Source organism: Caballeronia sp. LjRoot29 (assembly GCF_964252755.1).
Classification (GTDB): domain Bacteria; phylum Pseudomonadota; class Gammaproteobacteria; order Burkholderiales; family Burkholderiaceae; genus Caballeronia.
Genome location: NZ_CAXUPU020000006.1, coordinates 253061 through 274153, shown reverse-complemented (window position 1 = coordinate 274153; position 21093 = coordinate 253061). Strand labels below are relative to the sequence as shown.

General features: G+C 60.6%; 17 protein-coding genes. 1 reads left to right on the top strand and 16 read right to left on the bottom strand.

Annotated features, from left to right (window positions below; all coding sequences use genetic code 11):
• Positions 1-21: 21 nt before the first annotated feature.
• The 14 genes from ACSQ83_RS10400 to ACSQ83_RS10335 all read right to left on the bottom strand — a co-directional run bounded on the left by ACSQ83_RS10400 (position 22) and on the right by ACSQ83_RS10335 (position 17102).
• Entirely contained in the window at positions 22-1740 is a 1719-nt protein-coding gene (locus tag ACSQ83_RS10400; protein WP_436228061.1) for a glycerol-3-phosphate dehydrogenase/oxidase, read from the bottom strand.
• Between the two features lie 33 nt (positions 1741-1773).
• A complete protein-coding gene (locus tag ACSQ83_RS10395; protein WP_436228060.1) occupies positions 1774-3297 on the bottom strand; it encodes an FGGY-family carbohydrate kinase in 1524 nt (507 codons plus the stop codon).
• Between the two features lie 1154 nt (positions 3298-4451).
• The gene (derI, locus tag ACSQ83_RS10390; RefSeq protein WP_414951784.1) at positions 4452-4904 is read right to left on the bottom strand and encodes a D-erythrulose-4-phosphate isomerase; all 453 of its coding nucleotides are present in this window, start codon (positions 4902-4904) and stop codon (positions 4452-4454) included.
• A gap of 41 nt (positions 4905-4945) precedes the next feature.
• On the bottom strand, positions 4946-5707 hold the full coding sequence (locus ACSQ83_RS10385; protein ID WP_436228059.1) for a triose-phosphate isomerase: 762 nt from the start codon (positions 5705-5707) through the stop codon (positions 4946-4948).
• Positions 5708-5850: 143 nt separating this feature from the next.
• Positions 5851-6813 (bottom strand): D-ribose ABC transporter substrate-binding protein, encoded by a 963-nt coding sequence (locus ACSQ83_RS10380; protein WP_414968343.1) that lies wholly within the window; start codon positions 6811-6813, stop codon positions 5851-5853.
• A gap of 95 nt (positions 6814-6908) precedes the next feature.
• Positions 6909-8006 (bottom strand): ABC transporter permease, encoded by a 1098-nt coding sequence (locus ACSQ83_RS10375; RefSeq protein ID WP_414951781.1) that lies wholly within the window; start codon positions 8004-8006, stop codon positions 6909-6911.
• A gap of 26 nt (positions 8007-8032) precedes the next feature.
• Positions 8033-9583, bottom strand: a complete 1551-nt coding sequence (locus tag ACSQ83_RS10370; RefSeq protein ID WP_436228058.1) for a sugar ABC transporter ATP-binding protein — start codon at positions 9581-9583, stop codon at positions 8033-8035.
• The gene (locus ACSQ83_RS10365; RefSeq protein ID WP_436228057.1) at positions 9580-10236 is read right to left on the bottom strand and encodes a DUF2291 family protein; all 657 of its coding nucleotides are present in this window, start codon (positions 10234-10236) and stop codon (positions 9580-9582) included. Before ACSQ83_RS10365 ends, ACSQ83_RS10370 begins: the two co-directional genes overlap by 4 nt.
• 72 nt (positions 10237-10308) lie before the next feature.
• Complete coding sequence (gene dhaL / locus ACSQ83_RS10360) at positions 10309-10953, bottom strand: dihydroxyacetone kinase subunit DhaL (protein ID WP_436228056.1); 645 nt, start codon at positions 10951-10953, stop codon at positions 10309-10311.
• Positions 10947-11975, bottom strand: a complete 1029-nt coding sequence (locus ACSQ83_RS10355; protein WP_436228055.1) for a dihydroxyacetone kinase subunit DhaK — start codon at positions 11973-11975, stop codon at positions 10947-10949. The genes dhaL and ACSQ83_RS10355 overlap by 7 nt, the downstream gene beginning before the upstream one ends.
• A gap of 14 nt (positions 11976-11989) precedes the next feature.
• Positions 11990-12922 (bottom strand): sugar phosphate isomerase/epimerase family protein, encoded by a 933-nt coding sequence (locus ACSQ83_RS10350; protein WP_436228054.1) that lies wholly within the window; start codon positions 12920-12922, stop codon positions 11990-11992.
• A gap of 48 nt (positions 12923-12970) precedes the next feature.
• The gene (locus ACSQ83_RS10345) at positions 12971-14482 is read right to left on the bottom strand and encodes a glycerol-3-phosphate dehydrogenase (RefSeq protein ID WP_436228053.1); all 1512 of its coding nucleotides are present in this window, start codon (positions 14480-14482) and stop codon (positions 12971-12973) included.
• Entirely contained in the window at positions 14479-16125 is a 1647-nt protein-coding gene (locus tag ACSQ83_RS10340; protein ID WP_436228052.1) for an FGGY-family carbohydrate kinase, read from the bottom strand. Before ACSQ83_RS10340 ends, ACSQ83_RS10345 begins: the two co-directional genes overlap by 4 nt.
• On the bottom strand, positions 16122-17102 hold the full coding sequence (locus ACSQ83_RS10335; RefSeq protein ID WP_414951773.1) for a sugar-binding transcriptional regulator: 981 nt from the start codon (positions 17100-17102) through the stop codon (positions 16122-16124). The genes ACSQ83_RS10340 and ACSQ83_RS10335 overlap by 4 nt, the downstream gene beginning before the upstream one ends.
• 187 nt (positions 17103-17289) lie before the next feature.
• On the opposite strand from ACSQ83_RS10335, the gene ACSQ83_RS10330 reads away from it, so the two are divergent.
• On the top strand, positions 17290-17973 hold the full coding sequence (locus tag ACSQ83_RS10330; RefSeq protein WP_436228051.1) for a class I SAM-dependent methyltransferase: 684 nt from the start codon (positions 17290-17292) through the stop codon (positions 17971-17973).
• A gap of 16 nt (positions 17974-17989) precedes the next feature.
• Here the strand turns inward: ACSQ83_RS10330 and ACSQ83_RS10325 are convergent, their stop codons facing one another.
• Entirely contained in the window at positions 17990-18679 is a 690-nt protein-coding gene (locus tag ACSQ83_RS10325; RefSeq protein WP_414951771.1) for a PepSY-associated TM helix domain-containing protein, read from the bottom strand.
• A 39-nt stretch (positions 18680-18718) separates the two neighbouring features.
• On the bottom strand, positions 18719-20890 hold the full coding sequence (locus tag ACSQ83_RS10320; RefSeq protein WP_414951770.1) for a TonB-dependent siderophore receptor: 2172 nt from the start codon (positions 20888-20890) through the stop codon (positions 18719-18721).
• Positions 20891-21093 lie beyond the last annotated feature (203 nt).

Below are 21093 nucleotides of genomic sequence, written 5' to 3'. Positions count from 1 at the left end.
CAGTTCGACGTACGTACTGAGTTAATGCGCAAGCTCAGTATTCCGAAGCACCATTCCGTGACGCTGCAGCGCGATGTCCCGGGACGATTCGATTTCCATTTGCATGCGGATCGCGTCCCATCCCAACACACGCGCGGCGATCGACGCCGTTTCATCCAGCACGGCACCCGTCAACTGACCAGAGATCGCGATCGTCGTTCGGCGGAAAAGCAGATCCGCGAGATGCGTCACGGCTTCGTGCTCACAGAGGTACTGAATCTCCCGCACTGTGTAGCTCGGCTCGCTGGCTAGCGAGGTGTCATTGGGCGTTGATAAGCAGAATGCTGCGATGACAGATGCAGTCGTACCGTAGCGCAAGAGCAAGGTCTCAGCTCGCTCGGTCGAAACACCATAACGCGAAGCAAGCTCGCCGATCCATGCAGCCCGATCCTTACTGGTCTGCGGATAACCATGACCGCCACCGATAGTCTCGTCTCGAGTACTGACCTTACGCGAGCGTCCGAGACGCTTGAGGGTATCGTCGGCAACGGATTCGGCAAATCCCCGGAAGGTGGTCCATTTCCCGCCTACCAGCGAGAGCACGGAAATTTCCGTATTGGGCAGATGATCGACGTGCACCACGTGATCGCGGCTCACGTCGCCGGGATTCGCGGCATCGGAATAAGGCAACGGGCGCACGCCGCTATAGCGAAACGTGATATTCGATGCATCCAGTTCCAGGCGGGGAAATATCTCCCGCATCACGCCAAGCATATAGTCGACCTCACTGTCCTCACAGCGAACTTGATCGGGATCGTCGACGCGAATATCGGTTGAACCAATCAGAAGCCGATCCATGAACGGATAGACAAGACAGATGCGACCGTCCTTCGAGCCGAAGTAAACCATGCGGCCCCGTAGTTGCGCATGCAGTTCGGGATGCTTCACAATCAGGTGCGACCCTTTTGCTCCACCGATGTACTTTCGCTCGATTCCCATCGACCGGTTCACGCTGTCGATCCAGGCACCACCCGCGTTGATAATGAGAGTCGGTGTCACAGCAAAGAGCCGATCCGACACAAGGTCCCGCAACCAGACGGTGCCGCCCTCCACGCGATCAACGGTCACGTAGTTTGCCGCGGCGGCGTCTTCGCACGCGGCGAGTCCATCTGCTACCAACTCGTAGTTCAGCCGCTCGGCCTGCGTCACTTGAGCGTCGAAATACGTGGCGGTTGCCTTGATGGCCGGATCGAGCAATGGCAGATTTTCCAGGGACCGTCTTCTCAGCGCGACATGGTGGCGCGGCATCGTGCGGTGATGGCGACCGAGAAAATCATAGATCGAGAGTCCCAGTTTCGAAATGATCGCACCGCGGTCAGCGAGCCTCGACTTGACACCGAAAAACCGCAGCGTAGAGGCAACGATACCGCCAAAGTACGAATGAATCGGCAGTACTGTTTCCAGTGGATGGACAAAGTGCGGCGCGTTTTTCAGCAATAGATTTCGTTCCAGTGTGGATTCGGCCACCAGCCCAAATTCACCGGTCTCAAGATATTTCAGCCCGCCGTGAATGAGCCTCGACGGCGCAGAACTTGCTCCTGAGGCGAAGTCGGCCTTATCGATCAGCAGGCATTCGACCTGTTGCAACGAGAGGTCGCGGAATAGCCCCGCGCCGTTAATCCCGCCACCAATGATCAGCACACTGACACGGCCCTGTTGCGCAAGCCGGTCGATATAAAATTCGCGGGATCGTTGGGTCATTGCTTGTCTCGTCTCAGTCTCATCACATCATCGTCAATGCGCGGTGGCAGCACGGTCGAGTGCCGGCCACAATGGGTTCATGTTTGAAATAAGCTGCATGTAGAGGGTGTACGCCTCAGTGAGCTGAGCGTGACGTTGCGGGTCTGGCTGGTGCGACCGCTGTATGCGGCAAGCGCGCGTGGCGGCCTCCGCCAGCGATGCAAACGCTCCTGCGCTCACGCCGGCACAGAGCGCGGCACCGAGCGCACTCGCTTCCTGATTTTCCGGAATATCGATAGGAATCCCGAGGGTATCCGCAAACAACTGCGCCAGCATGGGGCTTGACGATCCTCCGCCGGTCAGGCCCGCCCGGCGCGCGGGAAGCGCGCTGGTTAGTGCTTCGACATGGTATCGATGATTAAAGACCATGCCTTCGAGCACTGCTCGCGCGAGATGGGCGCGACGGTGCCAGCCGCGGATGCCGAAGAACGACGCGCTCGCGGGTTGTTCGAAGGGGGAACCGAACAGGAACGGATGAAACATGACGGAACTTGGTTCGGCGAATGCCGCCTGCAATTCATCGCCGATCAAGTCGAACAGCGAGCATCCGCGCTCTGCTGCCTGTTGCGCTTCGTGTGCGAAAAATTCGCGCAAGAACCAGTCGACGTTGCTCGACGAGGCTGGCGAAATCGACATGTTCATCCATTGGCCAAGACGTGTGCCGTTGCGGCACGACCAGCGCGGATCGAGTTGCGGACGATCAGACAGGATCTCGTTGATGCTGAACGTGCCTGCCGTAATCGACACGATTCCCGGCTCCGTGTTGCCCATCCCCAGGGCGCTGGAGGTGACATCGTGTAATCCGCAGGCGACTGGCGTGCCCTCTATCAGACCCGTTTGGGCGGCAGCGTATGCGGTGACGCGACCTGCGGGTGCCTCGGACGGGATGATTGGCGGTAACGCCGGAGCAATGGAGGCGAGGCTGTATAACTCCAGTACTTCGGCGCTGTATTGTTGCGTGCGGACATCGGTGAACGATGAACTGGCTTCGGTCGGATCGGTCGCCGGGACACCGGTCAGGCAGAGGCGGAGCCAGTCCTTGCAGAAAAGTACATGGCCGATTTTCGCGTACCGTTCTGGATCGTTGACCTGGATCCATTTGAGCAGGCTGACGGCGGCGTAAGGGTATGGCTGCTGCCCGGTCAGTTCCAGCGCTTGTTGCAGCACACCGGTTTCGCGCCATTGCTCGCGGACATCGAAGGCTCGGCTGTCGAGTGACAGGATTCCGGGGCCTAGCGGTGTTCCTTCTTGGTCGACGAGGTATAGGCCGTCGCCATGTCCGGTTACGCCGACGGCGGCGATCGCGCTGGCGGGTATTTGGCTCTGCTCGAGCGCATCGCGAATGGCGCCGGCGGCGGCTGCCCAGGTTTCTTGCATGTCACGTTCGACGTGACGCGGGCGCGGTTGGCGTTGCTCTACGCGTCGCGAGCCTACTGCCACGGTGCGGCCGGTGGTGTCGAAGATGACGGCCTTGGTCGCGGTCGAACCACTATCGAGGCCCAGCAGATATTTCGGCATTTCGTCCTTCACTGCGTTTCGGATTTGGGTTTTGGGGTTGGGGTGGTGGTTGAGGTTGAGGTTGAGGCTGGGGCTGGGGCTGGGGCTGGGTTGCACGGGTTCTGCGTTAGCGGTCTGATTCATTGCCGGGTTGCTGCTTTCCAGGTCTTTGCGCGTTTAGTGTTAGCTGACTTCTTTTGCGCTATTAGCCACTGCGCGTGGCGGCGCGTCATTTCTTTGTCCAAAGCGACAAAGAAACGAAGCAAAGAAAACGCTTTCACCGCTCTACCCTAAGTGTCCACAGCGTGCAGTTTCTATTCATTGGTGCCCCAAAAGCACGGTGCTCGCAAGAGCAACGGATGTGTGAACCCCTCTTTCTCCGAACACGGACACCCCACGCTTCGCCACCAGTGTTTGAACCCGCCCAAGGTACACCCCGCGCTATGCGCCTAGAACCAACCACCGAATTTGTGAGCATAACGAACCACGGCGCCAACCCACCTCGAAACTAGGCCTCCGAAATGCGTGGGGCCGTACTCAACAAAACGTCCATGCAACCGACCAACAGAGTCATCAAAATTTAGAGCAGTAAGTACACGTTAGCCTTTGATTGCGAAGCTGGCCACGCGCCTCCGCAACGCGTGCCTCTCAACCAAGCTACTAAGAAACAAAGCCTCGAAAGCTCGTCAAGCCATGCGGGTTTCCTTGGCAATTGTGCTTGCCCGAGAGCGTGCGGGGCGAAGCGTGTTCGTGTCAGGATTCGCGAGAAGGAGGGTTTCAAACATCCGGGGTTCTAGCGAGCACCGTGCTTTTGGGGCACCCATGAATCAAAACTGCACGCTGTGGACACTTAGGGTAGAGCTGTTAAAAGCGCTTTCTTTGCTTCGTTTCTTTGTCGCTTTGGACAAAGAAATGACGCGCCGCCACGCGCAGTGGCTAATAGTGATAAAGAAATCAGCTAACGCCAAACGCGCGAATACTTGAAAAGCAGCAACCCGGCATTGACTCAGATCGCTAACGCCAGAACCCGTGCAACCCGGCATTGACCCAGACCACTAACCCCAGCACCCGTGCTAACCCCAGAACCCGCTCGCCCCAGCATCCACCCCGACCGCCAACCCGCAATCTGGCACTGCCCCACCCTCGAACCCCACCCCGCCCACCCTCGCTCACCCTCACCCGTGATACTTCGAGTCCAACTCATTAATCGCCGCCACATTGCCAGCGCTCCGTCCATTTTCATCGAACGTCTGCGCCAGAAACGCATCGGCAATCGTCTTAGCCACTTCAGGTCCAATCACCCGCGAACCCATAGTAATGATCTGGGCATTATTCGACAGTGCAGCTCGTTCCGCCGAATAGGTATCGTGACACAACGCAGCGCGAATCCCCGGCACCTTATTCGCCGAAATGCTAACGCCAATCCCCGTGCCGCAAACCAGAATCGCGCGATCATACTCGCCACGCATCACACCCGAAGCCACCCGGTCAGACAAATTTGCATAGAACTCCTTTGGATCTGCCTCATTGTCCGACACCTCGAATACATCGAAACGATCCTTGAGGTGTTCAGCCAACACATGCGCCAATCCCGCCCCCGCGCTATCCCCAGCAACTGCAAGTTTCATGATGATCTCCTTCAGATCGAAGTTTCATGCACGCAGAGAGTTCAGAGCACAGCCCTGACGCGCTCCACAATGTCCAGATATCCCGCGACGTCCCATGCGGAGCGCCCGATGAACAACCCGTCAATATGCGCACTGCCAGCAAGTTCAGCGCAATTTCCAGGGTTGACCGAGCCACCATAAAGGCAAGGTACCCGGCGGCCAACAATGTCCTGAGCCACCGCAATAATTTCCGCCTGGCGAGCATCGGCATAGTCCGCCGTGGCCGGAATGCCGTGCTCGCCAATGGCCCAAACCGGCTCGTAAGCGAGCAGGATCGGCGCCGTATATTGTTCAGGCGTCAACCGGCCCAGCGCGCCCCGGACTTCGGTAGCCAGCACCTCGGCCGCTCGCCCGCTTTCGCGATCGGCAAGCGTCTCACCGATGCAGATCAGCGGCGTCAACCCGTGGCGCACCGCTGCCTCTACCTTCAGCCCCACCGTTTCATCGGTCTCGCCAAAATGTTCACGCCGCTCGGAATGACCTAGCTCGACCAGATCCATTTCGCAATCGACCAGCATAGGCGGCGAGATCTCGCCGGTCCATGCGCCACGATCAGCCCAGTGCATGTTCTGTGCGCCCACCTTCACGGTCGTATCCGCGAGGATCGTCTTAACCTCACGGATCGCGATGAAAGGCGGAATCACGAAGCGCTGCATGCGCGGGTCGTCGCTGCTCGCTAGCAGACCCCGGGCAAAAGCGCGTGCCTCCGCCAAGGTCTTGTTCATCTTCCAGCTGGTACCGATCCAGAAAGGGGAATGGGTCATATTGATGTCGTCAATCGGATGCGCGAACCTCGCGCCGCTAAGCGCCGTGCCGGGGAGGATCGTTGGATCACACCATCCCCAACGCGGCGCTCAGGTGAAAACCGCAGGCGCCCATCGGCGCCCTGCGGGTCAGAGCAGTAACATCACTTCGACATGGTAAATGCGGAGGTGTACTTATCCACGTTGGCTTTGGTGATCAGCACGCAATCGAAGAGCTGCTTTTCAGTCTTGGCGCCTGTCTTGCCGGTCTTCAGGAACTGATCGGCCTCCTGCACCGCCTTGACCGAAAACGTCGCAACCGGCTGCAGCACCGTGTACTGCAATTCGCCAGCCTTGACCGCGGCAACTGCCGTGGGCGAACCATCAAAACCGCCCACCTTGATGCTCGACAGTTTGCCCGCCTGCTTCAGTGCGGCAATCCCGCCAAGCGCCATTTCGTCGTTACCGCTGATCACACCAATAATGTCCGGGTGCGCTTGCAACAAGCTCTGCATCGCGTTGAACCCCTTGGTGCGATCCCAGTCGGCCACTTGCGACCCGACCTTCTTCAGATCCGGATACTGGCTAAGCACTGACGTATAACCGTTGGACCGCGTAGCAGCGTTGTTGTCCGACGGCGAGCCGAGCAGTTCAACATAATTGCCCTTCGATCCGACGTCCTTCACCCATTGCTGCGCACCCAGCGCCGCGCCCTGCGCGTTGTTGGAAACGAGCTGCGCCTTGGCCAGTCCTTCCTGGTTGATCTCGGCATTGACGAGGAACACCGGAATGTTGGCGGCAACCGCTTTCTTCACCGCGCCGACAGACCCGCTAGCGTTCGCGGGATCAAGAATGATCGCGACCGATTTGTTCGTGATGGCGGTATCGATCAGCTGGCTCTCTGCGTTGGTGTCACCTTTCGACGCTGCGACGTTCGCGGTGTATCCCAGCCTTTTCGCCTCGGCAGCAGCAACGTTGCCTTCCGTGAGCCAATAAGGATTCGAGGGATCGTTGACGATGATGGTCACGAGTCCACCCGCCGCATGCGCCTGGCCTGCGAACAAAGGCGCGGCGATGGCGACAGCGGCGAGTGACAGGGTCCTCAGGGTTTTTCTCTTGGTTGTCATGGTAAGTCTCCTTTTTTGATTAGCGATGGCGTCGGGATAAAACAAATTCAAATGAGGACAAGTAAGACATTCTTCTCAAGGGCCAGTGGCGCGGCTCAAGCCTTGCCACTTTGTGGAGAAGTGGGTTGACCGGCGGTCGGTGCAGGACGCTTGACGCGACGGCGATATTGAATGGCGTTAAGCAGCACCGCGAGCACGATCACCGCGCCGGTGAACACCGTTTGCCAGTAAGACGAGATGCCGATGATCACCAGACCGTCGGACAGGAACCCGATCACGAAGGCACCAAGCAACGTTCCGCGAATGTTGCCCGTGCCGCCCATGAGCGACGCACCGCCGATCACCACAGCGGCAATGGCCGTCAGCTCATAGGTCGTGCCGGCGGTCGGACCCGCAGACGTCAACTGCGAGGAAAGAATCAGCCCGGCGATGGCGGCGCACACGCCCGACATCATGTACACGCTGATCTGCACTCTCTTCACCGGAACGCCGGAGAGTTGCGCTGCGCGCTCGTTGCCGCCGGACGCGTAGAGCCAGCGTCCGAATGCCGTCCGGGTGAGCATGATGCTGCCCAGAATCCCGATGACGGCCAGGATCAGGACGCCGACGGGAACATTGAACAGTCGATCAAACCCAAGCCCGTTGAATCCCACATTACCCAGATCCGCGTGACCGCCCAGGTTGTTGTAGGTCAGGCCGTTGGTCATCAGCAAAGCCAGTCCGCGCACGACATACATCACGCCAAGCGTGGCAACGAATGCGGGCACCCTGAACCGCGCAATAAGCACGCCGTTGACGAGACCAATGAAGGCGCCAAGCAGGCAGCACAGCACCACCACGACCCAGACCGCCGGATACAGTACGACGCCAAACAGGTTCAGCGTCACCCCCTGCAGGAAGAACCCCGCGACCACACCGGAGAGGCCGAGCGTGGAACCCACCGACAGGTCAATTCCGCCGTTGATGATGACGAGCAGCATGCCAATGGCGAGGATGCCGTAAATGGCCACATGCGAGGCCATCGTCAGGAAGTTTTCGACTGCGAAGTAATACGGCGAGAGCATCGAAAATACGATGATGATCACGATCAGCGCAAAGAACGCGCGTCCTTCGAGCAGCATCTTGCCAAGGTCGAAGCCGTCGCCGAACTTGCTGGCGCGGGTTGACGCGGAAGGTTTAGCGGAGTCGTTCATGTTCAAGTCTCCATGCATTTCTATGATCAGATCACCACGGCTTCGCCGGAGGCGGCCATGATCTGGTCCTTGGTGGCATCGGCGCCGAATTCTGCGGAAATCTTGCCCCGTCGCATGACGACGATGCGATGCGCAATGCTCAAGCATTCACCCACTTCCGACGTGGAGAACACCACGGCCAAACCCTGCGTGGCGCTCTCGCTGAGCAGGCGAAAGACTTCGGCTTTTGCGCCGATGTCGATGCCACGGCTCGGCTCGTCGAGTAGGATGACCTTCGGGCGGGTAGCAAGCATCTTGCCGATCACGACCTTCTGCTGATTGCCACCCGACAACGAACCGATAGGCGCACCCGGCCCCGCCGTCTTAACGTGAACGTTTCGAATCGACTGATCGACGAGCACGCGCTCGCGAGGGAACGAGAGCAACAACCCCTTGACGAAGGTGCCGATACTCGCAAGCGACAAGTTGGTGCCCACATTCATGGTCGGCACCAGGCCATCGCGCTGACGGTCTTCCGGCACGAGCACAAGGCCGCGGCCAATACGTCCGGCGATGCTCAATGAGGCAATGTCTTCGCCTTCCAGAAGGACCTTTCCTCCGCTCACCGGGGAGCGGCCAGCCACCGCTTCAAGCAGTTCGGTGCGCCCCGCTCCCATCAGTCCGTAGATGCACACGATCTCGCCCGCGCGTACATCAAGCGACAAGTGATCGACCACGGAGATGCCCGAGCCTGCGTCGTCGGCGACGCTGACATCTTCGATCGCCAGCGCTACGTCGCCGAACGCATAGCCTGTCGGCGGCGAACCGAGGTCGAAGTTCTCACCCACCATGTTGCGCACGATCCACGCGAGGTCGATGTCCTTCGCTTCGGCCGTCGCCGTCATCCTGCCGTCGCGCAACACCACGGCGTAGTCGGTGATCTGCAACGCCTCTTCAAGATGATGCGAGATGTAGACAATCGACACCCCGCGACTCGTCAAATCGCGGATCACCTTGAACAACACCTCGACTTCGGAAGCACTGAGCGCTGAAGTCGGTTCGTCCATGATCAGGATGCGCGATTGAACGGAAAGCGCGCGCGCAATTTCAACGACTTGCTGCTGGCCCAGGCGCAAGTCCTGGACGCGCGTCAGGGGGTCTATCTCTTCCTCGAGATCCGCCATCAGCGCACGTGCCTGCCGCGCTTCTTCGGCGAAGTTGACGCCTGTGACCGAACGCAATTCCCGGCCCATGAAGATGTTGTCGCGCACGCTCAAGTTGGGCGCGAGACTTAACTCCTGATGGATGATCGAAATACCGTGGTCGCGGGCATCGTTTGACGAAGAAAAGGAGACGCGCTGACCATCGAGTTCAATATGCCCCGATGTCGGCCTCTCGACCCCGGCGAGAATCTTCATCAAGGTCGATTTGCCTGCGCCGTTTTCGCCGAACAACGTGGTGACCTTGCCGCGATGGATATCGAAGTTCACGCCCTTCAGCGCATGCACACCGCCGTATGACTTGACGATATCGCGCGCCGACAGCAGCACTTCGCCGGTCGCGGACTGGTTAGCAGGGGTTGGGTTCGGGGTGCTCATTTCACGTCCAGCTTCACCGGCGTCACAAGCCAGCCGTTCGGATTGATCAACTGAAAGACACCCACAACCGAAATGGTCTTGCCCGTCAGCTTGGCCATATCAACCTTCGACAAAACTGCTTTCTTCATCGCCGTGTTGATCGCATATCCGGCGTTCTGATAGTCGATCTGGTTAGTGAATTGCTCGAAGCCGATGGTGCCGGTTGCATCGCGCAGATCGGTGCCGTTGATTGCCGGGCCGGTCTGAACGCGGATGACTACCGAGTCGGGCACGTTCGGTACCTTCACGGTATAAATTCCGGCATCCTCACTACCGGCAACACCGTCGAACTTGACCGATATCTCAGGGCCGATGCCACCGCCTGCCACGCCGTACTGCTTGCCGGCGGCGTCCTGGTCCTTGGCGATGGCTGCGGCCAATGTGTCGGCGCTGACTGCCTTGCTCTCGATCGCCGCCTGCGTCTTTGGAAATTGTGCTTCGCCGTAAGCGGCCGGATCGAAGGTCTTGACCTGCGTATCGCCTGCGGACCCGATCTTCACGGCCTTGGTGCTCAAGGCCATCGCGACGATCAAAATCACTGCCAGCACCGCGGCAATTGCTACACGAACGCCGCGTTTGGAGCGACGATTCATTGACGGGGTCATTGAGCTCATGGGAACACCTCCTCTACTTCTGAACTACGGAAAAGCAAAACGCATGCGCTGAATCCTGCTTCGTCTGTCATGTCATGCCGTGCCACGTTGCCCCCAGTCTTCAGTCATCACGTTGAGCACCATCGCGGCAGATGCTGCCCCCGGATCGATATGTCCAATGCTGCGCTCGCCCAGACGCGCCGCCCGCCCTTTGGTCGCCACCATCGCCTTGGTGGACACGGCGCCCGTTGTCGCGGCGTCGCGTATTTGCGCCATGATCTCGGGCACCGGCAGCCCACTTGCCATGCCTCGTTCTGCCGCCGCGGCAGCAGGCGCCCAGACATCCATCATGGTCTTCTCACCCGGCTCCGCCTTGCCACGCGACTGGATGCCTGCGGCCATCGCCACGATCAGCGCCGGTGCTTCTTTCAGCGGCATCTCCTTGCGTGCTCCTGCTGCCTTCGCTGCACGCATGAACGCGGTGGCGTAAAGCGGCCCCGACGAGGCGCCGACCGCATTCAGGAACCCCTTCGCTGCCGCATTGAATTGATCGGCGAATGAAGCGTCCGAAGCCAGTGCATCAATAGCCTTCGATGCCGCGACAAATCCGTCCGCCATCGCAATGCCGTGGTCGGCATCGCCGATCACACCATCGAGCCGGCACAGCTCATCTCGCGCCGCGCCGATGGTCTCGGCGAGTTGGCGGAACAACCGCGCGATGTCACCAGTCGTCAGCATCGTCCGGCCCCCTGCTGAAACATCGCGCACTCGCAAGGGTGATCCAGCAAGCGCTGCAGTTCTTCGTCGAGATTCATGAGCGTGATCGAAGCGCCGGCCATTTCCAGCGACGTGCACAGCGGGCCAACAAGGGTGCGATGCACGATCAACCCCGCGTCGGACAATCGCTGCGCGACGCGGCGGTTCATGATGTACAGCTCCATCAATGGCGTGGCGCCCAGCGAGTTCACGAGCACCGCCACGTGGTCTCCTTTCGCTGCGCCCATCTCACCGAGGATGGCATCCATCATCTCGTCAACCACGGAGTCGGCGGGACGGAGCGCCTCGCGACGCATGCCCGGTTCGCCGTGGATTCCCATGCCGATTTCCATCTCGCCCACTGCGATGTCGAAGTTGGCGCGCCGCGTCTGCGGCAACGAACACGGCGCCAGCGCCACGCCCAAAGTGAAGGTCCGGGCGTTGGCGTGACGCGCCACTCGCTCTACATCGTCCAGTGACATCATCAGATCGGCTGCTGCGCCGGCCGCTTTGAAAATGAACACATTGCCCGCCACGCCACGTCGCTTGTCGCGCTGATCGCGCGGCGCGGAGGCGATGTCGTCGGTGGTCAGCACCGTGCGCGCTTCGACACCCTCCAGTTCCAGCAACTCAGTGGCCATGTCGAAATTCATCACATCGCCGGCATAGTTGCCGTACATGAACAGCACGCCCGCGCCTCCATGCGTCGCGAGCGCTGCATCGACAGCCGGTTGCGGTGGCGGCGATGCGAACACATTGCCGATCGCCGCGGCGTCGGCCAGTCCCTTGCCGACAAAGCCCAGGAACGTCGGCTCGTGGCCCGATCCGCCGCCGATCACCAGCGCGACTTTTCCTCCGCGTGGCCCGTGGCGCGCCAGGATTGCACGCGGCGCACCGTCGAGGCGTCGCAGCACGTTGCTGTGCGCGGCCATCACGCCATCCAGCATCTCGTCGACGGCGGCATTACCGTCGTTGATCAGTTTCTGCGTCATCGCTTCGTGCATGGCGGTCTGCCCCTTCAGATGTTCAAGTCGGAAACGCCGGTATCGAAATGCGGAGCCCAGAACGCCACTGATTCGGCGATCTGCTCGACTACCTGCCGATCCTTCGGTTCGCGTTCCTTGAACGACAACTCCAGACATATTTCGTTATCCTTTCCACCGCCCTCTTGAATGGCGGCGATCAGCGGCGCTGGCTGAATGCGGCCGCGTGCGTTGAACTCGGCCGTGAAAGGATGGTGACCGCCTTTGTCCATCAGCGACTGCTTGATATGGATGATCGGCGAGACACGCGGCACCGCACGCGCCCAGGCGTACGGATCGAAGTCGTCGGGGTTCGTGCTGGTAACGTCACCGTGATCGATGTCCGCCATCATCCACATGGGCACCGCCATATCCGCAGCGCTCAGGCGTTCTTGCAGCGCCAGACACGCACTGATCGTCTCGCCGAATTCGCGCCCGACCGACATCGGCTCCCAGAACACGTACTTCAACCCCGCACTCTTCGCGTGTTCAGCGACCTCTACCCAGCAGTCGATGGCTGTCTGGATCAGCGCCTCGCGACGGCTGGCATCGTCGAAGTCGCGGTACGTGAAGATGGCGAACTGGGTGCCGATTGAATCGCCGCCAAGATCGGCCGTGATGTCAGCGAACGTCTTGAACCAGTCGACGTAATAGCGCCGTACATCGGCATCAGGATGGCCGAAGTGATTGAGCCGTCCGTAGGGGCCAGTCATGCCCGATGTAATCCTCACTCCGGTTCGCGCCATCGCCGCGCGCATCTGGCGCGTCAGGCGTCGCGTGGTGGCTGCCGGCCACGACGGGTTGATGAACTCGTGCGTGAGCTGCACGTCGCGGATCTTCATCTTGTGCGCGATAGCGTCGATAAGATCATCCGGCTCCGCGAAGCGATTCACTAGCGGATTGGTGTTGAGTGCGAGAGTGAAAGCCATGTTCGTCTCGGGTTGTCTCGTGTTGTATGCGAACGATCGCAGCTATATTCAGGCGGTTTTTCTGTCGAGGCCTTCGAACCACGCGCCGAACGCGGCCGTTTGCTCGGTGCTCATGTGCAGTCCGTGCTTCGTGCGCCGCGTCAGGATGTCCGGCGCGGTCTCCGCCCACTCATGCGTCATGAGATAGCGCACCTCGCCCTCATAAAAAACCGGTCCGAATTGCCGGCCGAGATCGCCAAGCGACTTGGCCGAACCGATCACCTGCGCCGTGCGAGCACCGTAAGTCCGCGCGTAGTGAAGCAGCAGATCTTCCGGCAGCCAGCCATACTCCCGCCGCAAACGCGCGATGAATCGCGGTACGTCCGCGCCTTCGATTTCGCCTCCGGGCAACGTTGCAGTCGACGTCCAGTCTTTCCCCATGTCGGGAAAGGTCGGCCGCAGGCGTTGCATCGCATGCTCCGACAGTTTGCGGAAGGTCGTGATCTTGCCGCCGAAGACATTGAGCAGAGGGGCGCCGCCGGTGGTGTCGAGATCGAATACATAGTCGCGCGTCACTGCCGACGGATTGCCTGCGCCATCGTCGTAAAGCGGGCGCACACCCGAGAACGTCTGTACCACATCCTGGCGCCGCAGCGGCTGCTTGAAATATCGGTTGACCGCGGCCAGCAGATACTCGATTTCCGATTCGTCGATCGACACGTTTTCTGGCGCACCGTCCCAGGGGATATCGGTGGTGCCAATGAGCGCCTTATCCCCTTCGTAGGAATTGATGAAAATCACCCGCTTGTCGTGGTTCTGCACCAGGTAGGAATGCGGGCCGTCCCAGAACTTGGGCGTGACAATATGGCTGCCCTTGACCAGTCGCACCTTGCGGGTCGAATGGCCGCCGGCCACGCGCTCGATGACATCGGCCACCCACGGACCAGCGGCATTGACCAGCGCCCGCGCGGTGACAACGCGAGTTGTACCGTTGCGCGTGTTACGTAACTCGATGCGCCACACATCGCCTTCACGCCGCGCCGACGTACAGACTGTGCGCGTGAGCACCTGCGTGCCACGCTGCGCCGCGTCTACTGCGTTAAGAACGACGAGGCGGGCATCATCGACCCAGCAGTCGGAATATTCGAAACCCCTGTGATACTGATCCTTGATCGGCGCACCTTCAGGACTGCGCAGCAGATCGAGGGTACGCGTACCCGGCAGCTTCTTGCGGCCGCCAAGGTGATCGTACAAAAACAGCCCCAGCCTGACCAGCCACGCCGGGCGATCGTCCGGGCTGTGCGGAAGCACGAAACGCAGCGGCCAGATAATGTGCGGCGCCGCGTTGAGCAGCACTTCGCGCTCGATCAACGCCTCACGCACGAGCCGGAATTCGTAGTACTCGAGATAACGCAAGCCGCCATGCACCAGCTTGCCCGAGCGCGACGACGTGCCTTGCGCCAGATCGTCTTTCTCGCACAGGATCACGGACAGCCCGCGGCCCGAGGCATCGCGCGCTATGCCCGCACCGTTGATGCCGCCGCCAATGACGAACAGGTCGACCATCTGGCTGTCGCTCATCTCACCGCCCCCCGTTCGACTTCGTTTATGGTTGCGCCAAGGGCGCCGGGATGACTCCTGGCCCTCGCCTGTTGTGCCATTGCGTCCCACACGGGTTCCAGTGCGCGCCGCGCCTGCTGATACACGGGGAACGCCTTCGCGTAGGTCTGCATATGATCGGGATCAGGCGTCTCGACCGGTCCCAATAGCGGCGTGACCCACTCGCCAATGCACGCCTGCATGTCGGGATAAACACCGAGCGCGACCGCCGCCATCATGGCCGCGCCAGCCGCGCCCGCCTCTTCGCGCGTGGACGTTCGCACGGGGGCGCCAACGACTGCACCGAGCACCGCACGCAACATCCGCGACCGGGTCGCACCGCCGGTTAGCCGCAGCTCTGCGGGCATCGCGCCGCCCATTGCTGCATAACAGTCGCGCGCGGCCATTCCAAGCCCCTCGACCACCGCAAGCAACATATCGGGGAAACGGCTTTCGCTCGTGAGTCCCGTGAAATTGGCACGCGCGTTGGCATTGACGAATGGGCCGCGCTCGCCTGCATCGGAGATATAAGGGTGGTAAAGGTGCGTGCCCGGCCGGCCGGATTGCAGCCATCCATCGATACGTTTCACCCGGTCGGCTTGCGAGAGCGGCGTACCGAATTCCGCGAGCAGGTCACACGCCAGATTCAAGAGCCAGTCGATGTTCAGCGTCGCCGCCATGTTCGACTGCACCTGCGCCGACATGCCGGGCATTGGTAACGCGATGACGTACCCCGTGCCCTCGGCGTTCAAATAAACATCGGTGTTCTGCACTGCACGCATGTGCATGCCCGTCGATCCGATGATCGAACAGGTAGCGCCCACCGCGCCCTCTGTATGGATGCCGGCGCCCAACGCCGTCAGCACGATATCGACAAACCCCAGGCACACCGGCGTTCCTGCCAGCAAGCCCGTTGCGGCCGCGGCTTCAGGCGACAGCGCGTGAGTGACCTCGGTGCCATCGACGATCTCGGGCAACAAACCTCGCCGCGCCGACAGCCCGAGGGCTTCGATTACGGCGTCGTCATAGCGGCGAGTGCGGAAGTTGCCATAGGTGAAGGTCGCCTCCGACGGGTCCGTTGCGCGCACTCCGGTGAGCTTGAGATACAGCCAGTCCTTGCAATGCAACGCGACTTCCGAGCGGTCGAGCACCTCGGGCGTCGTGGCATCCATATGAGCGATCTGCGCGCCCTGGCTGCAGGCCGCCAGCCCGGTACCCGTGGCCTCGAAGCGAGCCCGGCTGGCTGGGTTGGTTTGCAGCCGCCGCACGGTATTCGCAGCGCGTGCGTCCAGCCAGAGCCAGGCGTCGCTCGCGGGCTTGTTGCCCGCGCCGACCAGCCACGTGCCATCGCCCTGCCCCGTCACGGCCACTGCAGCCGTGCGCCGCGCCAGGCTATCGACCTTGGCGCCGAGATCGCGCAGCGTCTGCGCGCAGTCGGCCCAGGTTTGGTCCAGTGATTGAAAGGCCGCGCCATCGGCGCTCGTGGTGTATCGGTTAGGAACCGATGCAACCGCGATCTGCCGCCCTGCCAGATCGAAGGCGACCGCCTTGATGACCGAGGTGCCGGCGTCGATACCGATCAGGAGATCGCGTCCGGCGCCCGCGCTGGATGATGGAACTGTCACGCTGCCGCCTCCGCGTCGATTGTTCCGCGATTCAGCGCCAGCGCCGTGGCTTCATCGGTAATCAAGCCGCTGAGGAGGCCGCTATTCAGAACGGCGCGGATCGCCTGTACCTTTTCAGCGCCGCCCGCGATAGCGACGATTCGCCGCCCAGTCAGATCAGCGAGATTAGGGGCTACCGTGCGCGCTGCCAGCGAGGTTTCAACGGACTTGCCCGCGTGATCGAAGAAGTGACCTAGCACCTCGCCCTGGCCGCCCATGTCGCTCACTTCGCGGATTTCTTCGGGCTCGATCATCTGCGATGCAACGAGTTGTGCGTCGGGCTGTGCGGTGCCAATACCGACGATCATCAGGTCCGCATGCGCCGCGAGATCGAACACTTCGCGCACGCCGCGTTGCGACAGCAATACTTCGCGGTCTTCGGCGGTATTGGCGAAAAACGGCAGCGGCAACACGTAAGAAACGGCGCCGGTTTTCTCAGCCAGACGATGGATCACGTCGTAAGGATTCGCTGTGTAGTTACGCGTGACGCCGCCCAGCAGCGACACGAAACGCACCTTGCCGGCCTCCATGCGCGGCATGTCGGCGACTACGGCTGCCAGCGTACGGCCATGCCCCATGCCGATCACGCCGCCTTGGCGCGCCGCAATCTCGCGCTGCAGAAAGTGCGCGCCGGCCACACCCAAGGCACGCAACGGCAGGCCAACCTCGTGCAGATCCGGAACCACCTCGCAATAAGCCAGCCCGTAGCGGTCGGCAAGCTCGGCTTCCAGCACGACGCATTCGGCGACGTCGCCATCGATCGTGACCTTCACCGCGCCGCTCTGGTTGGCGCGCGTGATGAGCCGATGCGCCTTGACGTTGCTGACCCCAAGACGGAGCGCGACATCGGCCTGCGTCTGTCCGGCGGCGTAATGCAACCACGCCGCCCTGATCGCAAGGCTGTCTTCGGCATCACGCCTGTCGGCGGATTTCGTCATGTCTTCTCCGTGCCGGACGAAAAGTGATTTTTTTTTCGTCTGCTGTAATTTATTTCATCTGTGCCAAGGATAGCAAGCAAATCTGCAGTTAGCATCCGCGCAAACCCTTACTCGCCGGTCGCGGCGCTCAGCACACGAATTCAGTTGCGTGGGATGATTTGCGCTCGACATGGCGGATAGGCGAGCGATGAACATCGACCCTTTGAGCGACAGCAAGATAATCGAGTCGTGGAAGCAGAATGCTTCGCCCTGGACGCATGCGGTGCGTGGCGGTGAAATCGAGAGCCGGAGATTAGTAACCGATCGTGCAATCCTGGACGCGGTTCTCGCGTGCAGGCCGCGGAACGTCATAGACCTGGGATGCGGCGAGGGCTGGCTTGCCCTTGCGCTCCAGCAGAATGGGATCGAGGTGGCGGCGGTGGATGCGGTGCCGGCATTATCCCTTGCCGCGAAGGAAGCGGGTGTGCTCGACAGCCGCGTGATGTCTTACGAACAGATTTCAGAAGGGCTGCTGAAACAGAACGCCGATATGGTCGTCTGCAATTTTTCATTGCTCGGCGAGGAGTCGGTAGACCGCCTGTTGCGAGCCATTCCAAGCTTGCTCAAGCCGAACGGCACCCTGATCGTGCAAACCTTGCATCCGATAATTGCGTGCGGCGACCTGCCTTACGTCGATGGCTGGCGGGCAGGTTCATGGGCAGGATTTGGTCCCGATTTCATCGATGCCCCGCCCTGGTACTTCAGGACATTGGGCACCTGGCTTGAACTCATAAGGACCAGCGGATTGACGCTGCACGCGATGCAAGAGCCGTTAGATCCACGAACCGGCAGGCCGGCATCCGTCGTGTTTCACGCGCATCGGAGTACATGACAGATTCAGCCACGAGCTACACGGACTGCAACGCCAATACGATCATCGTCACGAGAGACACGACGAAGATCGAAGCGCCGATCGTCTTACGGCGAGTGAGTTCGGTCCACAGCAGCACGCCGGTGATCGACAGCAAAATGAGACTGCCCGCGATCGAATCCGCAAACAGGATCCAGCCAACGCCCGCGCCTTCCGACCGATGCATGCCTTCAAGCGTGTTGATCAAGCCCTGATCGCGGCGTTCGACGTTGACCAGGTTGCCGCCTTTCCACATATCGGCCGTCACCAGATAATGCGGCGCGATGAAGCGGATCACCCAGTGCTCAGGCTGGATCACCGACTGGTCGCCCCACGTGACGGGTTTAGCTTTTTCACGCGTGACGCGCTCGGCGGGCCGGTCGAGTTTCAATTCGGACTGCAGATATTGTGCAAGCTCATTCGGTGTTTTTGGCGGCGGCGACGGCATGGCGACCTGGATCGTCGATACGCTAGGGCCGCCGACCTTGATCTTCATCGTCGCGCGATGATTCTGGAGAATCCCTGTCACGCCGAAGAGCAGGCCGAGTGCCGCGCCCCACAATCCAATCCAGCCGTGGACCTTTCGAAGCCACTTGAGGAAGGTGCTGCGGCGAGAGCGCGATTTCTGCGCGCTGTCCTGGGATGCCGCGGTCGGCTCGACGTTATTTTTTAGTGTGCTTGCCTGCATGGTGTCGTGTGGGTCTGCTTAAGGGGGAAGCGCGAAGCGCTAGAAGTCGAATGTGGAACTGAGCTCGAGCGTGCGCCCAAGGCCAACACCGATCTGGTTCGATCCGACTGCGCTCCAGTAACGCTTGTTGGTCGCGTTTTCGAGGTTCGCCTGGATCGTTGCCCGCTTGCCGAAGATGCGCGTGGTGTAGCGCAGGCCGGCGGTCAACAACGTGTAGCCGCCTATGGACGCCTGGTCGAGATCGTTCACGGCGCGAGGCCCGATGTAGTACATGCCCGCGTTGACCGAGAGCCCGGCGACGGCTGGGATGCGATAGTCGGCGAACACGCTCGCTGTGACGTGGGCAGCGTTTTCCGGTGTCTTGCCGATCAGTGTTGGATCGGGCGAGTCGACCTGGGTCGCGTCGAGATACACCGCGGAAGCGATGACCGACAGATCGCGCGTCACGTCTCCTTGCAGCGAAAATTCGACGCCTCGATACCTTGCATTGCCGTTCATCACGAAAACATTGTCGGCATTCGTGCCGGCCGCCGGCTGACGCAGGTTGAACAACGCGACCGACGCAAGCATGTTGTTCGTGACCCGCGTCCGGATGCCGATTTCTTCCTGCTTGCTGACGCCGGCAGGCAGGATCTGGTTGGCGTTTTCGGCGGTGGCAGGGGCGCTGCCTTCTGACTCCAGCGCCTCCACGTAGCTCGCGTAGACGCTGGTGTTCGGCGTCACTCTGTAGCTCAGACTAGCGGAAGGCGTCGTCCTGCTGATATCGGAGTAAGGGGTTCCCGCCTGCGATGTGACGTATTCGGATTGCCGCACTCCCGGGATAAATTGCAGCCGTGAGGTCAGGTCGATCCGGTCGTACACATACGCGCCGCCGTTGCGAATATGCTGCGCGAAGAACTGCTTGGGCGTGCCGCTTGGCGTCAGCGCGGTGATCTCGACAGGGTTGTAAAGATTTTGCGGCGCAGTGAACGTGTAGGACGTGAAATTCGGCTGATACATCCAGTCTTGCGAGACGCCCAGCGTCAGGTCATGACTGATCGAGCCGGTCTTGAACACGCCATTCGTTTCAAGGCGGACCGTCTCGTTCTGGTACCGCTGGCCATTTTGCTGAGTGGCCTGCACGGTGCCGGCACCTGTTGTCACGTTGTATTTCTGGAAGACCCAGTTCCAGCGATCGCGCCGCGTGATGGACTCGCCCGCAGCAAGATTCACGCTCCAGTTATCCGACAGCGCGTAGTTGGCACGGAACAGGTTCGTGTCAGCACTTGAACGCGTCGGATAGCCTGCGCCCGACAACAGCTTGTTCGGATTCGGTACACCCGGCAACGAAATGACGCCCTGTTTGTTCGGCGCGAGCGGCACGATACCCGCTTGCTCGACAATGCTGGTCTCGATGTGTTCAAGATCGTACTGGAGCGTCAGGCGGCTGTTCACACGCCAGTCGAGCGCTGCGCTGATGAACTTGCGGTATCCATGATCGCCCTCGATCGGAGCCTCGACATGTTCATCCATCGCATTGATACGCACCCCGAACTGATCGTCCGTACCGAACCGGCGGGCGATGTCGACATGCATGCCGAACGACCCTCGCGAGTCACCGAGCAGCGAGACGCTTGTTACCGACTCGGTGCCCGCGCGCTTGGTCACCATGTTTACGATGCCGGCTGGTGCGGCAAAACCGTAATAGAGCGCGGACGCCGCTTTCAAGACTTCGACGCGCTCCTTGTCCTCCATCGGCATCCAGATGTTGTTATCGATCGGCAGGATCCCATTGAAGTAAAAGCTGGCGCGGTTATCGAGCGGGATGCCGCGAATTGACAGGTTGTCGTAAGCAAGACCACTGAGTTGCTGGCGCGTCACCCCCGCCACGTTGCGCAGCGCGTCGTAGAGACCGGTGTCGCCCTGGGCATCCATCACGCTTCGCGTCACCACGTTCACGGTAGCGGGCACGTCGAGCACATCCATTCCACGATACGGGCCGGTTTCGACAGATGCCGGCGTAAAGCCGTGCGCCCGCTGGCTGGTGACCGCTACCGGCGGTAGTTGCTGGGCGTTGGACTCATCCGTTGTGGGAGTTGCTGTGCTGCCGGTTGTATCGGCCATTGCCGGCCGTACTGCGATGCCCATCAAGCCCGCTGCCAGCAACGCGCTGACGACCGGACCTCTTCTGGCGAGCTGCAACCGCCTGCCCGCCCCTTTTCCCCGACGCATGTAATAAACCCTTGAATGAGCATACGAGCGCGATCCCGGATGCCGGCGTCAAGCCGGTTCGAGGTATGCGCATCTTCCATTCGTTTAACAAATAGGAATGATTCGTGTTTATATTATTATTTATGTAAAAAATCAAGTGACACTTTTACGTCGGGAGACTGGGGAGGCGCTTGGATGACGGTCGGGGTCAAGTGCCTGTCTCG

Bases quoted from the DNA above. Each gene is read 5' to 3' on its own strand.
- derI (WP_414951784.1), bottom strand. From the start codon at position 4,904: ATGAAACTTGCAGTTGCTGGGGATAGCGCGGGGGCGGGATTGGCGCAT.
- ACSQ83_RS10335 (WP_414951773.1), bottom strand. From the start codon at position 17,102: ATGACGAAATCCGCCGACAGGCGTGATGCCGAAGACAGCCTTGCGATC.
- ACSQ83_RS10395 (WP_436228060.1), bottom strand. From the start codon at position 3,297: ATGCCGAAATATCTGCTGGGCCTCGATAGTGGTTCGACCGCGACCAAG.
- dhaL (WP_436228056.1), bottom strand. From the start codon at position 10,953: ATGCTGACGACTGGTGACATCGCGCGGTTGTTCCGCCAACTCGCCGAG.
- ACSQ83_RS10380 (WP_414968343.1), bottom strand. From the start codon at position 6,813: ATGACAACCAAGAGAAAAACCCTGAGGACCCTGTCACTCGCCGCTGTC.
- ACSQ83_RS10330 (WP_436228051.1), top strand. From the start codon at position 17,290: ATGAACATCGACCCTTTGAGCGACAGCAAGATAATCGAGTCGTGGAAG.
- ACSQ83_RS10325 (WP_414951771.1), bottom strand. From the start codon at position 18,679: ATGCAGGCAAGCACACTAAAAAATAACGTCGAGCCGACCGCGGCATCC.
- ACSQ83_RS10355 (WP_436228055.1), bottom strand. From the start codon at position 11,975: ATGCACGAAGCGATGACGCAGAAACTGATCAACGACGGTAATGCCGCC.
- ACSQ83_RS10345 (WP_436228053.1), bottom strand. From the start codon at position 14,482: ATGAGCGACAGCCAGATGGTCGACCTGTTCGTCATTGGCGGCGGCATC.
- ACSQ83_RS10370 (WP_436228058.1), bottom strand. From the start codon at position 9,583: ATGAGCACCCCGAACCCAACCCCTGCTAACCAGTCCGCGACCGGCGAA.
- ACSQ83_RS10385 (WP_436228059.1), bottom strand. From the start codon at position 5,707: ATGACCCATTCCCCTTTCTGGATCGGTACCAGCTGGAAGATGAACAAG.
- ACSQ83_RS10365 (WP_436228057.1), bottom strand. From the start codon at position 10,236: ATGAGCTCAATGACCCCGTCAATGAATCGTCGCTCCAAACGCGGCGTT.
- ACSQ83_RS10375 (WP_414951781.1), bottom strand. From the start codon at position 8,006: ATGAACGACTCCGCTAAACCTTCCGCGTCAACCCGCGCCAGCAAGTTC.
- ACSQ83_RS10350 (WP_436228054.1), bottom strand. From the start codon at position 12,922: ATGGCTTTCACTCTCGCACTCAACACCAATCCGCTAGTGAATCGCTTC.
- ACSQ83_RS10320 (WP_414951770.1), bottom strand. From the start codon at position 20,890: ATGCGTCGGGGAAAAGGGGCGGGCAGGCGGTTGCAGCTCGCCAGAAGA.
- ACSQ83_RS10400 (WP_436228061.1), bottom strand. From the start codon at position 1,740: ATGACCCAACGATCCCGCGAATTTTATATCGACCGGCTTGCGCAACAG.